The organism is Haladaptatus cibarius D43 (assembly GCF_000710615.1).
Lineage (GTDB): Archaea > Halobacteriota > Halobacteria > Halobacteriales > Haladaptataceae > Haladaptatus > Haladaptatus cibarius.
Genome location: NZ_JDTH01000002.1, coordinates 1,129,428 through 1,144,264, shown reverse-complemented (window position 1 = coordinate 1,144,264; position 14,837 = coordinate 1,129,428). Strand labels below are relative to the sequence as shown.

The window sequence follows — 14,837 nt, the reverse complement described above, 5'->3', positions numbered from 1 at the left end:
TCACGTAGCTTTATAGGTGTAAAACAGTCGCTCTCGTCCCGCGATTACTCCAGCGCGCTTCCGGTTCGAATCACTTGCTTCTCGCCGAACTTCGGCCCGATGAACTGCACGCCGACGGGGAGGCCGTCGGTTTCGCCCGCGGGAACCGAAATCGCGGGGAGGTTGGCGAGGTTTACTGGAACCGTGTTCGCGTCCGCGAGGTACATCTGGAGCGGGTCGTCCAGACTCTCGCCGAGTTCGAACGGCGGTGTCGGCATGGTCGGACTGGCCAGCACGTCCACGTCCTCGAAGGCCGAATCGAAGTCCTGTTTCACCCACGCGCGGGCGTCTTGGGCTTTCTTGTAGTATTTGTCGTGGTAGCCTGCCGAGAGGGCGTAGGTGCCGAGGAGGATACGGCGTTTGACCTCGTCGCCGAAGGCCTCTTCGCGGGCTTCCGAGAAGACCTCGTTCCAGTTGCCGTCGTAGCCACCGGAGTGGCCGTATCGGACGCCGTCGTAGCGTGCGAGGTTGGAGGACGCTTCCGACATAGCGATGACGTAGTAGGCTTCGACCGCGTGTTCGACCGACGGGAGCGACACTTCGTGGACGGTCGCACCCTGCGATTCGAGGTCGTCCAAGGCGGCCCAGAACTGTTCGACGACGCCCTCGTCCGCACCTTCGACGAGTTCTGTTGGGACGCCGATGTCGAGTCCGTCAACGTCGCCGTCGGTGGCGTTGGCATAGTTCGCGTCCGCGCCTTCCTCTCTGGTTGTGGCGTCGTGTTCATCTGGCCCTGCGATAACGTCCAGCAATTCGGCGGCCTCCTCGACGGAGTGGGCAATCGGGCCGATTTGTTCGAGACTGTTGGCGTAGGCCACGAGTCCGTAGCGCGAGACGAGTCCGTAGGTTGGCTTGATGCCGACGACGCCGCAGAACGCGGCGGGACAACGAATCGAACCGCCGGTATCGGTGCCGAGCGCGAGGTCTGCATCGCCCGCCGCGACTGCCGCGGCACTGCCGCCGGACGAACCGCCCGGAACTCGGCCTTCGGCGACCGGGTTTTCGGTCGCGCCGAAGGCGGAGGTTTCGGTGGTCGTTCCCATGCCGAACTCGTCCATGTTGGCCTTGCCGACGATGGTCGCACCAGCGCCTTTCAGCTTCGTCACGACGGTTGCGTCGTATGGCGGGACGTACTCTTCCAGCATGGCCGACCCACAGGTGGTTCGGATGCCCTCGGTGCTGATGTTGTCCTTGACGGCGACCGACTTTCCGGCAAGCGGGCCGTCGGCTTCGCCCTCGATTGTTTCCTCGGTGATGAAGATGGTGCCGTTTCCGCTCATGAGACGTTCGGCCCCTTGAAATAGCCGTCTTCCGATTCCGGCGCGTTCGCCAATGCGTCTTCCTGTTCTAAGCTGTCCCGAATCTCGTCCTCGCGCATAACGTTCACGAGGTCGGTATCGCGTTCGACTTCCGGAACCTCGTCCAGCGTTTCGAAGTACCCCAGAATGTCCGCGAACTGTCCGGCGAACTGCTCGGCTTCCTCCTCGGAAATGGCCACACGGGCCAACCGTGCGACGTGCCGAACCTCGTCAGGCCCGGGAGACGTATCGCTCATGTATTGATGAACCCGCGGGCAAGCGGTAAGAGTTTCGATACTCAACCCCATTCGGTGTTTTGAGCGCGAGTATGGAACGACCGACCTGCCGTGAAAAGCGGAAATTGATACCACACAGCAGTCTTTTCCGATGTGAAGATGACACCGATAGATTCTTAATAATAATCTTGAAACAATGGTTCAAAAATCACACTAGACTTAAGTTGGTGCATGTCCTATGCAGTACGTCTATCGCTTCTCCAACCTCTATCCTTCTTCGACAGCACGCGCCCATGACTGATACACGTACTCGACCAAACGAACGAACGGAGACCAGTGGCGAGCAAACGAAATCCGAGTCCAGCGAACAGCAGTTAGACGAACAGCAGTCCGGTGAGCGCCACCCTGACGAGCAGGCGCTCGATGAGCGAGAACGCTGTCCCGAATGCGGCGGTCTGCTGGTGACCGACGAAGAGCGTGGCGAGCGCGTCTGTGACGATTGCGGCCTCGTTGTCGAAGAGGATGCAGTAGACCGCGGGCCGGAGTGGCGCGCCTTCGACGCGAGCGAGCGCGAACAGAAATCTCGCGTCGGCGCGCCAACGACGACGATGATGCACGACAAGGGCCTTTCCACCAACATTGACTGGCGCGATAGGGACGCCTACGGTAATTCGCTCGGGTCGCGCCAGCGCGAGAAGATGCAAAGATTGCGTAAGTGGAACGAGCGCTTCCGCACCCGCGACAGCAAGGAGCGTAACCTCAAACAGGCGCTCGGTGAAATCGACCGCATGGCGAGCGCCCTCGGCCTCCCGGATTCGGTTCGAGAGATGGCCAGCGTCATCTACCGCCGCGCGCTGGATGAAAATCTCCTTCCCGGCCGCTCCATCGAGGGCGTTGCGACTGGCTCTCTGTATGCCGCGGCGCGACAGGCCAGAACTCCGCGCAGTTTGGACGAACTGACGGCGGTTTCGCGCGTCGAGAAGGACGAAATCGCTCGTACCTACCGCTACGTCGCCCGCGAACTCGGCCTCGAAATCGAACCCGCCGACCCGAAAAGCTACGTTCCCCGGTTCGCGTCGGAACTCGACCTGTCCGACGAAACCGAGCGCAGGGCGCGGTCATTGCTCGATACGGCGACAGAAAAGGAAATCCACAGCGGCAAGAGTCCGGTCGGACTCGCCGCCGCGGCGGTGTACGCCGCCGCCCTGCTGACCAACGAGAAGGTCACACAGAGCGAGGTGAGCGAGGTAGCGAACATCAGCGAGGTTACTATTCGAAACCGATATCACGAGCTACTCGATGCGGAAGAAGGGACGATAACGCCCTGAACGTGGCCGGAATCCTTTTTTTCGACCGGTAATCGAAACCGTAAACCGGCACCGCGAACCACTGTCTACATGGAGACGACGCGACATTTCACCGCGACGACCTACACCGTCCACGACGGCGAGTGCTTGCTTCACGAGCACGACAGACTGGGAATGTGGTTGCCGCCGGGTGGACACCTAAACCGTGACGAACTGCCGCGAGAGACCGCCCTACGGGAAGTCGAGGAGGAAACCGGACTGGATGTGACGCTTCTCGAACCGCAACCGACGATTAGCGCCGATTTCGGCAGAGAACTGTCGCCCGCGGAACACACCATGCTCTACGACATTGACAGCTTCGACGGAGAAGTCGCCCATCAGCACATCGATTTCGTCTACTACGGAGAGTCCGCGAACCGAACCCTCTCGCCGGACGACGGCGAAGTTGCTGGCGATGACTGGGAGTGGTTCGCCCCGGACGGACTCCGGGAACACGACGGGTTGACGGCGGAAGTCGTCACGCTCGGAATCGAGGCAATCGAACGTGTCGATTCGCAGTAAATAGCTGGCGATTGGTGTGCCAGATACCGGATTAGGCGGTGTATAATAAGGTCTTTCCAGTGGATTCTCCGGGGCATGAGCATCATCAACCGACTGTTCGGCAGCGACGAAGACCCCCGACCGACCTACGTCTGTACTGGCTGTGGAAAAGCGTTCGACGACGAGCGAAAACTCTGCCCCGACTGTGGAAGCGAACAAATCGTCACACCGAGACAGTAACAGCCGAGATTCATATCAGCCTAGTTAAAACTGTACTCTTTCCTATATTCCACCTTCGAGATTCGAATAACGCTCCAAACCTGTTCTGTAGCCGTTTAATCCGTGTATAATAATACATATACCGGAAGTCAGACAAATATGAGATGGGATTTGTCAGCCAAGTTGGTCTGAAACTTATCCGTGCGAAATCGGCACGGTTCGAATGTAAAGCGTGCGGGACGCGATACGAACTCGACAGGCAGGCGTGTGGCGAATGTGGCGGTCACTGCATCGGCTATCACGATTCGTGGTTGCAGAGTCGACTCACGGACAGAACGCCGCGTCAACAGAGTTCTTAGACTTCTTCTAGTTGCGAGCGGACGTACTTGGTCACGTGGTCGTCCATCCGCCGTTTGTAGCCTGCTTGCCGCGCGAGTCTGTCGAGTTCGCGCGCGACGAGACTGCCGTACTGCACCGCTTTCTTGTCCCGACTCGCTACCGCATCTGGGACGAACGGCCTTGCTGACTCCCTGAACGCCCATTTTCGAACGCCTACTTCCGACACCAGCATTTTGTCCGGTAATCGAAGCGCGGTTTGAACGACGCGGTCAGAAAGCAGCGGCGCAACCGGTTCGACGCCCGCAGACCGAAGCGTCAGCACGTCCCGCGTCAACTGCTTGGGGAGCGTCGAAATCGTCTCGCGGGCCGCACCGCGAACCGTTTCGGCCTCGACGCGGTGGTCTGCGCGCGCGACTTTTTCGTAGCCGCCGAACAACTCGTCAGCCCCCTGTCCGACTGCGAGTCGGTCGTAGCCGTCCGCTCGCGCTCGCTCGGCGGTCAGGTAGAGTGGCAGCGCGATTTGCACGTCCATCGCGTTCGTTCGGTCGATTGCGCGAGCGACCTCGGGAACCGCGCGTTCGATGGCCTCGTGCGTGAGTTCGACCACTTGTACCTCGCGGTTCATCGCCTCCGCGGCGGTTCGTGCGGCCTCCACGTCGTGACTGTCCGGAAACCCGGCGACGTACAACGGACAGTCGAACGCGCTGGCAACGACGGCGGAATCGACGCCGCCGGAAAACGCGACTGCGAGGTTGTCCGACGCAATGTCTGCGAGGCCGTCTTCGACGGCCTCACAGACTGCTCTGACTGCCGTGCCCTCATCCTCGAAAAGCGGGGGATTGGGCAGTTCCCATAACTGCTCGTCGCCGTCTTCAGTGCGAGCAAAGCCCGCGGGAACCGGTTTCGGGTCGTCCAAATCTCGGGGGTCGTAACTCCACGTTGTCGGGTCGTCAATCTCGGAGAAAACCGGATAGCGGCCCAAAACGTCACGGACGAGTTTTGGGGTGTCGGTTTCACCCTCGTTCCCGGCCAGTTCTCCCGCGAATCCTCGCGTTCCCGGCAAGGGGTCGTTCGTCTCGATTGCACGCCGGACGAGGTCTGTATCTGCACCCTGCATCATCCGAAATACTGCCCGACGCGGCTGATGACGCGGCGTTTCGCGCCGCCCGCGGCCTGTCGAAAGCTGATTCGCCACGGCGTCCGTTTGCCCTGCACCTCGGTTCGGCCATCGACGATTGCGCCCAAAATCGCCCTGCTGTCGTGAGTGTTTACGTCGATATTTGTCACGGCTTGGCCGACCATCTCGCTGATGTGGGCGTCGCTCCCCGCAGTCATCGGAACGCCCTCTTCCCGAGCAAAATCCTTCGCGCGGCGGTTGCCCCGTCCGGTCAACAGACGCGAGTTGTACACCTCGATGGCGTCCGCCTGCGCGAGCTGTTTTCGGGTAACGTTCGCGGCGACGCCGCTCCGTGATTTCTGGAAGGGGTGCGGAACGATTGCGACGCCGCCCTGTTCTCGGATTCGGTCGAGCGTTTCGTCGAACGACAGCCCGGGCGGCACCTGTTCTTCGATACCTAATCCGAGGACGTGCCCGGCACGCGAGGTGATTTCCATGCCGGGAATGCCCACCAATCCGTATTCGGGGGCGAGTTCTGCGGCTTCGAGACTGGCATCGATCTCGTCGTGGTCGGTGACGGCGAGGGCGTCGAGGCCGACAGCCTTCGCCTGCTCTAAGAGTAGTTCTACTGGGTCACGACCATCGTGAGAGAGCGCGGAATGACAATGCAACTCGACCGAAAGCACGGCCGGAGGTTGGGAGGGGGATGGCAAAAGCAACTCGGTACGAGTTCGTGGAAATAATCGTCGTCAATCGAACTGAAAAGTCACTCTCCGAAACTACAGTGGTTCTCGCCATTCGCTCGTAAACCAGCTGTAGGCGTCTCGTGGACGGCCTTTGACGAGCAAGGCCAATCCGACGAAGGCGACGACGAACGGCGTGAGTGTAAACGTGACTGTCTTCAGGACGATTTGTTCGAGAGGGTGATGATGGAGGCTCATGGTTTCGACGTGTGGTTTTGTGCGGTGTCCGTCAGCTATGATGGTGGCTGGAGTTCGGTAAATGCTTTCTGGAACTGTTCTTGATTGTGACTGTTTCTTATACTAGAATCAAATTAGACGATGTCGAGTTTGTAGCGAACCTAATGCATAATGGCAGGATGAATAACACACAGAACCAATTATTCAACGACATTTGGAAGAGCGGTTTATAGCAAACCGTCTGTTGTAGTGGACGCTGGCGCACGTTTCCACACTCATTTCACGAACCCAGAACGGAGGGAGCCAATCTACAGCTAGAGAAAAGCACGTTCGTGCATATGGAAAGGCATTAATCCGCCCTATATCTACATCACAGTGAATGAGTCTCTCCGAGTCCGACCGCAAACTGGTCGTCGCCGAACACTGACAGCAAAGCTGTCTACTGCGTTGCTTTCCAAACCGCAGAAAGCAACGAGTGGGCCGAGACCACTCGTGGTCACTCTGGTGTTGTTCATCACCGTCATGGGGAAGCACTTACCAACAATGACGGAACTCACGCCAATTTCCCCACGTGACGCAGTCGAGATGTACATCACAGATAGAGAGACAGAACTTGCAGCACTCACCCTCATCAGTCACAAATCAAACCTCAATCGTTTTGTCGAGTGGTGTGACGACAATGAACTGAAGAATCTAAACACCCTTTCAGGACGTGACTTGCACCAGTATCGAATTAGTCGAAAACAAGCTGGACTTGCACAGACAACTCTCAAAGGACAATTGAGTACACTCCGAGTGTTCTTGAGATGGGCAGTAACAATCGAAGCCGTCAAGGAGGGGTTAGCAGAGAAGATTCTGATTCCAAAGGTCAGTGATGGACAGCGACACGAGATGCCTGACACTGAGACAATAAGAGCAATACTGGAATACTGTGCCAAGTATAGTTATGGCTCACGTGACCACGCTGTCTTCTATTTTCTGTGGAACACAGGTTGCAGGACAGGTACGCTCCGTTCACTCGACCTCGACAACTACAGCAGTTCAGAACAGCACGTGAAAGTTGAGCATCGTCCTGAAGAAGAAACACCGCTGAAAAACAAGGAAAATGCCGAGCGGTATATCGCACTCAAACCCGAGTTGTGTACTGTACTGGACGACTACATTGAGGTGAATCGACGGAAGATAACTGGTGAGTACGGTCGAAACCCCCTCTTTACATCACACGAAGGTCGGCTTACAGTACAAACGCTACGACGCACCGTCTATCGCCTTTCAAGACCATGTGTGTATGAAAACGACTGTCCTCATGATAGAAGCATAGAAGCGTGTGATGCGGCCCAGAAGTACAGTAGTTCAAGTAAATGCCCATCGTCATATAGTGGTCATCCAATGCGACGAGCGGCGATTACGCACTTCCTCAAGCGAGATGTGCCTGATACAGTTGTCTCTGATCGATTCGATGTGAGTAAAGAGGTTATCTCAGAGCATTACGATGAAAGAACGGAACTTGAAAAAGTAGAACAGCGGAGAGGGTATTTGGACAATATCTGAATCACCTCCTGTTTTGGTTTCCAGAGGTTACGACGCTGGATACCTATTTATAACCTATCAATTCAACAACACTATAATAATGGGTATTCATTCGTTGGTGAGGTACGACAGAGATGGCTAGAGACTACAAGATAGCAAATCCGTGGAAAGATGATGTAGACATCGGAAACTGGAATGGGGCGGATTTTGAGGGGCGTAGAGCATCAATCAGAGTACAGAATCCAACTCCTTCCGTGGTTGATCAATTTAGAGCAGTGGGCGACTATTATGGACTAACAGTGGCGGAAGCAGGTGATAGGGCAATTCGAATGTTTCTTGCACACCAAGTTGATAACCAAGCGGAGGTACCTGACTTTCGTGACGAGTATTCTACCAACTGCCTCATTCCACCACTCGGATGGACTGACGATTATACACGTACTCAAACCGAGTACAGTGAAAACCATGTTGAGCCAGAATGTGAGAAAATAGATATTACCGTACCTAAAACAGTGAAAGAGATGGTGACGGAGATTGTAGAAACACCTCCGTTTTTCGGACATTCGCAAAGTGACTTCGCAATTCACTCTGTGTATTGGTTTGCAAATCAGGAAAAAGACTTCAACCCACCATTAGACTTGGTTCGAAAATACAAATCACTCTCTAAAAACGGTGATCCACCAACGGTCGAACCGTCACTCTCTACTGGTGAAATTCAAGAACAGTTCTTCAACATTGATCCATATGAGTTCGAGTATCTTGTTGCCGATCTCTACGAACATAGTGGGTGGAAAACAGATGTGACCCCACGAATAGCCGATGGTGGTATCGACATAATCGCTACAAGGAACGAAGTAGAAAAGAACATCGAAGTGAAACGGCATGCGATTAATCTCTCGAAAAAAGATATTGATGAATACGACTCAATTGATGTTTTCGTGAGTGCCAAAGATTTCACTAAAGAATGTCATCAAAAGTACCACAGTGAAGATATTGAGCTTGTAAATGGTGATGAGTTGGCGAAACAGGCAAAAGAGCGAGATCTTGATGGACTCGTATTAGCATACGCTGGTGAATTAGAATTATAGGTTGAACGTAGACTGGTCTAAGGGTAACCCATAGGCCAATTGTTCAACTATGGGCGGTTTTTGGGTTACTCATAAGTTGACCTTAAACGGTCTATAGATGTGAAAGAAAGAGTGTTGAATAGCACTCAAGTACAGATTTCAGGCGATAGAATCGATATACGGCTTGTATTGATGTCCATAAAGGTTTATTGCTGTGGGATACAATTGTACTACACGTATTAGGGGGTAGTTCACCGACCGCAGTGGTCGGCGGACTATTCTACTGACGTAACACAATTGAGTGCCAACAGTAGCACTACAGCTGTGTAAGGATACGAACAATCTTGAGCATGGTGAGGAGAATCGACAACCGAATCTGTATCTCCTTCAGCACGCCAGTGGTTTGTCCGTCCTTAGAGTTGTCTCGTTTCATGGAGATTTCTCTATTGTACCATGATTCGGAGAAACCACCGTTGTATTAGGGGGTAGCCCACCGAACTGGTACATCAACCCCGATGCACTCATACGTTAAAGCATTGTTTCTTCGCTCCAACCGTTATCCCAGTACAGCTGGATAGTCCACTCCATCCCAACCGAAATTCTTTTATACTTGAATGGTGTAGATATACCTATATCTTACTCTTAGACTAGCATGGTTCAGAGTAATTTGAACGCAAAAGCGTACCGTTAGTCGAAGGGAGTTGTATTCCCAAGGTCATTGCAAAAACAATTGGCCGTGAGACTACATTGAGCGGGATAGCACGATCATGTCCCATTGAGGCATGGTTTGTGGTCTAATTCGGTTGAAACCAATTCATTCGAATTAGAAGGGTGGTGAGCATTCAGGTGGCAACTGAATCGCTCTGTTGGTATCCCTGTAATCGTGAGTCAAAGTGAGTTAACGTTCACTACGGTGCGAAACTTCGTCGCACATCAGTTTCAATTGTCTACTGATGTGGCAGGCGTCACTAAGGGACGACTCTGCGAAACGCCAATAACAGTACTACTGTACACATACATAGAACAGTTATTCACCGAGGACGACAAACGTGAATGTTCTAGTTACGTATCTGTATTAACGAGGGTAGCAGTGGCGCAAGTACCTCCCTCGTTCGATGTCGTGAAGTCGCCCACTCTCCGCACCGCCCGTGGCTGACGTTCACGAATTCGCTTGCGAGGAAGGATACTTGCTTTTGGAACTCGCTGTACAGCAGAGTGGAATATCACTTTCTTATAGTGACGAGAGTGACGACCTACTCATGTGGACGAGATACTCGTCTATGGGGTAAGGTAATTTCCATCCTACTCACGTCTTCGTGAAGCGTCGTGTGTCGCCCGCCAACGGCAAGACACCGACGCAATGCCGTCTATAAGATATGTAGTTGAGACACGCCTCTATGGCTGTGAACAGGCGTAAAAGAGATAGATATGTTGCCCTATCGGCTGTCTACAAGTGATACTGGACTATCCGACTTGATCCATTCAGTGGCACTGACGTAGAGTGTCGTATCGACACCTATCCGACTGATGCGTTTCACAGGCATGGACGACGTTGTAACACTGTCTTCTTCATCCAGTATTTTCTTCTTCATTTCCGTAACACGTTTCTCCCACAGATCTCGGTCAACGTCTCTCCAGTCACTCATTTTAACAACACTCCTTGAGTGCAGCTTCATCAGTTGCCTCTGCACCACACGATTCACATTTCCAGTACGTGTGATCGAAGTTTCCGTACTTGTCGAATCCCGTGTACGGGCCACTAATCTCCTTCTTCGTGGAATCATCGTCACTGTCGATTAACGTTGATTCGACAGCGGCCATGTGTTTGCAGTAAGCCACTTTGTAGCAGAAGTGGGGGCAAGTACACGATGATGCATTGCCACTCTCGTGTGTGACAGTATATATCGTATTCTTGTCGTCGTTGCGGATGTTTGTTTTATTCTCGTCTACATTGACGACTGTGAACTGTTCTCCGATTACCGTAGCACTGAAGTGCTGTTGAGGCGAACTTGACATTGCTTCATTCCCGAAGCACCCAGGTAACGTGCTAGAACACGTTGCCTTTTCAATTAAGAAAAGGACGAATGCTTCTTACTCACATGTATATCAGACAGCCTCTTATATCCCTTTGATTGTTGAGTGATAGTCCCATATTTCACACAATTGGCTATCATTATATCACTCATATTGAATAGCACTTACCCGTGTCCCCGTAGTCAACATTAGCGTTCGTTAAGGGGACTACGCCCTGATAATGTGAGGTGTTCACTAAGCCCCTCTGTATCAATCTGTGTGGCTCGCTATGTACGTAATCGACTGGAAACAATAGTATATGAAAATCCATTTGACCGTCGTCTATATATTATTTTTAAAATTAAAATAGCCAGAATAATTGTGGTCGTGTTACTGACTTGCACACCGCGTTAGATAGAGAAGCATCTATTCAATTAAATAAATCACATCAGTAAAAATAGAGTGACAATATACAAAAGTGTGTAGGGCCTCACAAGCCTCTCAGCGATTTTTTCCTCGACCCCGAGGATAATACCTTATCCAACCCAAAGAACCGTCCCAGAACAAACGAGAGTGCCTAGAAATAGACGTGAGAGATATAGATGTATCTACGAAGTTAGGTGGAAAACAAAATAAACAGGAAAAAGAAGTAGGTCGCTACGGCAATTCTAACTCAATCTCGTCTGATGCTAATTGAATAGACAACGTTACAGACGATTCATCAAACTCCGTGACTCGAATCCGTCCAATTTGAGTAATCAACCCCTCATTACGCAATTTCTTCAACTCACCACGAATATCGACAATCAGGTCTTCAATGTCAGTTGCAGTGCCAGGTGAACCAATGAAGTCATGTGCTTCATCAAGACACTCCATTGCAATTCGCTGTTTGATATACTCGTTGCCACTGACGGTAGCTAAGTCACCCACTTCGTTTTGCTCAAAGTCTTGATCAGTACCGAGAAGAAGGTCTGTCGGTATCATCAATCACCAGTAGAAACATACTCTGAACGTTCAGGTAGTTCTATTTGAATCAGCAACCAATCGACGATAATATCTGGCGTAACGCGACCGTCAAAGACACTCTCGTTTATTTCTAGGAGGTCATCGAAGCAATTATCTGTGATTTGTATTTTCTTCATATGTATCCCTCAAGCTGTATCTGGGCGGAACCGTGATCCCTCGTTACGGTTATCGAACTCGATGCCGTGGTCAGTATTAGTCACACTATCTGTAAATTCGTAATCTGACTCTTCAAGCAACTCCAAGAGAAATTCACTCCGACTTTTGTCTCCCTCTGCTTTTCGTACTTTATCGAACTGTGCAACTGCGCTTGCTTCCATGAAAACTTCTACCATTGTTTTGTATGAGTGTAAAAACCGTCGGAGAGGAACATCCCCCTCCGACACAACATTTCAAATACTACTATGTGTGCGATTTCGATTGCGCCGACTGAATCTTCGCGGTTGGGGAATCACGGATTTTACCAATGTTTTCCCCACAGTGAATCTATTACGTATCTACGACGAGGTTACAGGGCCATGCATGACGGCCCCACATGAATATTGAATCTCGCTAATCGGCTATCGTTGAAATGCAGGCCGATTAAGCGGGTTTACTCGTCTGTGTTTTCTTCTAAGACCCTCTCGACTTGTTCACGGGTGTTCCAACCACCGTCTATCAATCCAAGTAACTCGCTAAGGGCGAAGAGCTGATCAACGTCTTTCCAGGGGTGGAAATCATCGGGAGTATCTACGTACTCAGTTGCTAACTCTTTACACCCGTCTTGGTAGTAGACACCCATCCCAGGAGTCCCGTAGTCAATCATATTCTTGGACTTTCGAGAAAGTTCGTATCGGTGGTCAATATCTCCTACAAAGCTTGTATCACCATCTTCTGCTTTCTCAATGAGATCTCCTGCAGACTCTTCAAGTAGCAGAAAGAGAAGATTTGTTTCGTCTAAATTCACGTTCACGTCATGCTGTTGAAGTTCGTTTTTGAAATCTGTCAGTAGAGACATGACATGAGCGTCAATATTGAGATTGGTTTTCCCGACAGTCTTCATTAGAGTACACCTCCATTCTCTCTCTCGTCATCGAGGTGGTTAGTCATCCATTCTGATTCTAGTTCATTCGCAGTTTCTTGCATAGTAGTAATCTCTCCATATTCCGCAGTCAATTCGTCCTCATCAACGTAGTCAATAAGAAGCGCGATGCACTGGCTTGGCGTTAGGTCAAGTGTGTAGGAGGCGTGAGTAGAACCGTCATCAGACAGGCTAGCAATGAACTTCCGTAGCTTCCACTCGGTTTGCGCTTCCACTTTCATGCTGATTTCCCCCACTTGTGGGATACTCATTTAGACCACCCCATATTCTTCTCTATACTGGTCAAACTCCTCTGTCGTCATCGGCTTGTTAATACCCATATCCTCCTCCATCTCGGTCTGCCATTGCTCGTTGAGTTTACGGGTGTATTCAGCCAATTCCGTATGGGAGTAATCCCTGAAGTCTTGTTGCACCTGCATCGTCGCTTCTGAATCCAGCAACAGTGTTAGAACGTCATTATAGGACACAGGTGGATTTTCGCTGTCAAAATCCATTCCACTAAGAATACATCGAAGGTCGTGCAACTGTCGTAACGTTCTATCTGGCAGCCTCGGTGTTGAGTAGTGTTTTCCCATCAGTTTCCACCCAATGTTTTCGGATATTCAGGTAGCCAAACACCGACCTCGACAATAGGACAGTCTTCGAACTGGCGTTCATATCTTTCAATATCTGAGACACGTTCTTTGCAGTCGAAGTGGTTGATAACAGTGATCGAAATCAACTTGCTATCGTCACGATTCAGTAGATGCTCCATTTGCCCAGGATGGTTGGTACGAACACAGTATCCACCACTGGCAAGCTCACTGACGGAGCTGTCTAGCCTCTCAACGAGTTTTTCACGTTCATCGGCTGTTTCCCCTGTCGCAAACGAATCTTCCGTAGAAGGCTTGTCTGCTTCTTCAATCTGTGTCTCAAATGCATTTGACGCAGACATTCAGAATACCCCTCTATCGAAATTAGTAAAATCATACATAGTTAGCAAAGTGAGACAGTTATCAGGGAAATAGTCTCTACACTCGTTGTGTGTTGAAATTTGTGACCAAAACAACAGCCACTTAGAGACAAATATCTCTGACAACTGTGCCTGTCTACTACTAGGGGGTCTAGACACTTAAATGTTTGGATTTAATGTATGTTTTTGTAGGCTAGATGAATATGGGGAATAAAACAGCCCTGAGTAAGGAAATGTGTATTGAAAATATTAAGATATTCTTGTCCACTATCCTAACATTCTTAAATCGAGGGTCCAACAGAATAGAGAGAAATACTGATGTCTCACAAACGAATTTTGAGTGGCGAGTAGAAATTCGACATCTGACTATGCGCCAATTTGCTCTGTAACGAACAAGAGTAGGCCTACAATCAATTTGGATTTCGTCTGAAGGGTATGAATCATGTTGAAGAAAGAAACATGATGTGAGGCAAATGTGTGCCTCTCAGAGAAAATGAGTGTATACCGAGTCAGTTGGGTAGCCACCGACCGACCAATACACGCCTCTCTGAGCCGACTGAGACGGCTCACAGTAGATTGACGGTGTGAGAAGTGGGATATGTCACAGAACTAACCACGACGGAGCGCAGACCGTTACTATAGCTCTCAGAGAACACCATGAATCATGACAAATGCAGTTAGAACCATGATGGTTGGGGGGAAGGAAACGGCTTTTCTTTTGGGGTGTGTAACACCCTTTTCTTTTTACGAAGGTATGGGGGTGCTGTAATGTATCTATAACATTATAACTACGTTTACCAGCTGTGTAAATGGTAGTTGTACACCGTTCCATTTGGTATATATCCTTCAATCGGAACACGTAGTGTTCCTCAATCAGTCATATACCTGCATTCCACTACAGCAGTGTACACTTACTTTCTAGACTCGAAAAGGAGTTGAGTGACGTGATACCGTGTCGTGTCTAATGAAGTAGTATACTGTCTTCTCGTTATAGTGGTTTACTTTTTCTAACTGTGACCTTTGGCACGATAGAGACGTTTAACGGCTGTATGTCCGTTTTCTCGGGGGTCGTCTATGTAGTCATATCCGTCAATCAGTGACGTAGATCAAGAGGATATGTCGTGACTCATGGCTGTGAATGAGTAACATGATTGGA

16 protein-coding genes are annotated in these 14,837 nt (G+C 50.9%); 5 read left to right on the top strand and 11 right to left on the bottom strand.

Annotated elements, in window-relative coordinates:
- Window positions 1–44: 44 nt before the first annotated feature.
- Together gatA and gatC are read right to left on the bottom strand one after the other, a co-directional pair.
- Window positions 45–1,319, bottom strand: coding sequence for an Asp-tRNA(Asn)/Glu-tRNA(Gln) amidotransferase subunit GatA (gene gatA, locus HL45_RS11360; protein WP_049971215.1), 1,275 nt, complete (start codon window positions 1,317–1,319; stop codon window positions 45–47).
- Complete coding sequence (gatC, locus tag HL45_RS11355; RefSeq protein WP_049971214.1) at window positions 1,316–1,594, bottom strand: Asp-tRNA(Asn)/Glu-tRNA(Gln) amidotransferase subunit GatC; 279 nt, start codon at window positions 1,592–1,594, stop codon at window positions 1,316–1,318. The genes gatA and gatC overlap by 4 nt, the downstream gene beginning before the upstream one ends.
- A gap of 272 nt (window positions 1,595–1,866) precedes the next feature.
- Here gatC and HL45_RS11350 point away from each other — a divergent pair, with 272 nt between their 5' ends.
- The 3 genes from HL45_RS11350 (at window position 1,867) to HL45_RS21245 (ending at window position 3,660) form a co-directional block, all read left to right on the top strand.
- Complete coding sequence (locus HL45_RS11350; RefSeq protein WP_049971213.1) at window positions 1,867–2,901, top strand: transcription initiation factor IIB; 1,035 nt, start codon at window positions 1,867–1,869, stop codon at window positions 2,899–2,901.
- 69 nt (window positions 2,902–2,970) lie between these two features.
- Window positions 2,971–3,441 carry an NUDIX hydrolase gene (locus HL45_RS11345; RefSeq protein WP_049971212.1) on the top strand — a complete coding sequence of 157 codons (471 nt, stop codon included), beginning with the start codon at window positions 2,971–2,973 and terminating at the stop codon, window positions 3,439–3,441.
- A 75-nt stretch (window positions 3,442–3,516) separates the two neighbouring features.
- Window positions 3,517–3,660: a hypothetical protein gene (locus HL45_RS21245; protein ID WP_162833874.1), complete on the top strand. Its 144-nt coding sequence runs from the start codon at window positions 3,517–3,519 to the stop codon at window positions 3,658–3,660.
- 334 nt (window positions 3,661–3,994) lie between these two features.
- On the opposite strand, the gene HL45_RS11335 is transcribed toward HL45_RS21245, so the two are convergent.
- The 3 genes from HL45_RS11335 to HL45_RS20850 form a co-directional block, all read right to left on the bottom strand.
- On the bottom strand, window positions 3,995–5,095 hold the full coding sequence (locus HL45_RS11335; RefSeq protein ID WP_049972004.1) for an asparagine synthase C-terminal domain-containing protein: 1,101 nt from the start codon (window positions 5,093–5,095) through the stop codon (window positions 3,995–3,997).
- Window positions 5,095–5,781, bottom strand: coding sequence for a PHP domain-containing protein (locus HL45_RS11330; RefSeq protein WP_049971210.1), 687 nt, complete (start codon window positions 5,779–5,781; stop codon window positions 5,095–5,097). Before HL45_RS11330 ends, HL45_RS11335 begins: the two co-directional genes overlap by 1 nt.
- A 93-nt stretch (window positions 5,782–5,874) precedes the next feature.
- Window positions 5,875–6,036, bottom strand: a complete 162-nt coding sequence (locus tag HL45_RS20850) for a hypothetical protein (RefSeq protein ID WP_158413693.1) — start codon at window positions 6,034–6,036, stop codon at window positions 5,875–5,877.
- Between the two features lie 522 nt (window positions 6,037–6,558).
- Here HL45_RS20850 and HL45_RS19970 point away from each other — a divergent pair.
- The gene (locus HL45_RS19970; protein WP_158413692.1) at window positions 6,559–7,566 is read left to right on the top strand and encodes a tyrosine-type recombinase/integrase; all 1,008 of its coding nucleotides are present in this window, start codon (window positions 6,559–6,561) and stop codon (window positions 7,564–7,566) included.
- Between the two features lie 113 nt (window positions 7,567–7,679).
- Window positions 7,680–8,633 carry a restriction endonuclease gene (locus HL45_RS11325; RefSeq protein ID WP_049971209.1) on the top strand — a complete coding sequence of 318 codons (954 nt, stop codon included), beginning with the start codon at window positions 7,680–7,682 and terminating at the stop codon, window positions 8,631–8,633.
- Between the two features lie 1,626 nt (window positions 8,634–10,259).
- Here HL45_RS11325 and HL45_RS21935 read toward each other — a convergent pair.
- From HL45_RS21935 to HL45_RS11290, 6 genes are all read right to left on the bottom strand, one after another.
- A complete protein-coding gene (locus HL45_RS21935; RefSeq protein ID WP_084156881.1) occupies window positions 10,260–10,628 on the bottom strand; it encodes an SWIM zinc finger family protein in 369 nt (122 codons plus the stop codon).
- Window positions 10,629–11,282: 654 nt separating this feature from the next.
- Entirely contained in the window at window positions 11,283–11,609 is a 327-nt protein-coding gene (locus HL45_RS11315; RefSeq protein WP_049971207.1) for a hypothetical protein, read from the bottom strand.
- A 631-nt stretch (window positions 11,610–12,240) separates the two neighbouring features.
- Window positions 12,241–12,690, bottom strand: a complete 450-nt coding sequence (locus tag HL45_RS11305; RefSeq protein ID WP_049971205.1) for a hypothetical protein — start codon at window positions 12,688–12,690, stop codon at window positions 12,241–12,243.
- Window positions 12,690–12,980 (bottom strand): hypothetical protein, encoded by a 291-nt coding sequence (locus HL45_RS11300; protein ID WP_049971204.1) that lies wholly within the window; start codon window positions 12,978–12,980, stop codon window positions 12,690–12,692. Before HL45_RS11300 ends, HL45_RS11305 begins: the two co-directional genes overlap by 1 nt.
- Window positions 12,981–13,304 carry a hypothetical protein gene (locus HL45_RS11295; RefSeq protein WP_144240067.1) on the bottom strand — a complete coding sequence of 108 codons (324 nt, stop codon included), beginning with the start codon at window positions 13,302–13,304 and terminating at the stop codon, window positions 12,981–12,983.
- Window positions 13,304–13,663, bottom strand: a complete 360-nt coding sequence (locus HL45_RS11290) for a hypothetical protein (RefSeq protein WP_049971202.1) — start codon at window positions 13,661–13,663, stop codon at window positions 13,304–13,306. Before HL45_RS11290 ends, HL45_RS11295 begins: the two co-directional genes overlap by 1 nt.
- Window positions 13,664–14,837 lie beyond the last annotated feature (1,174 nt).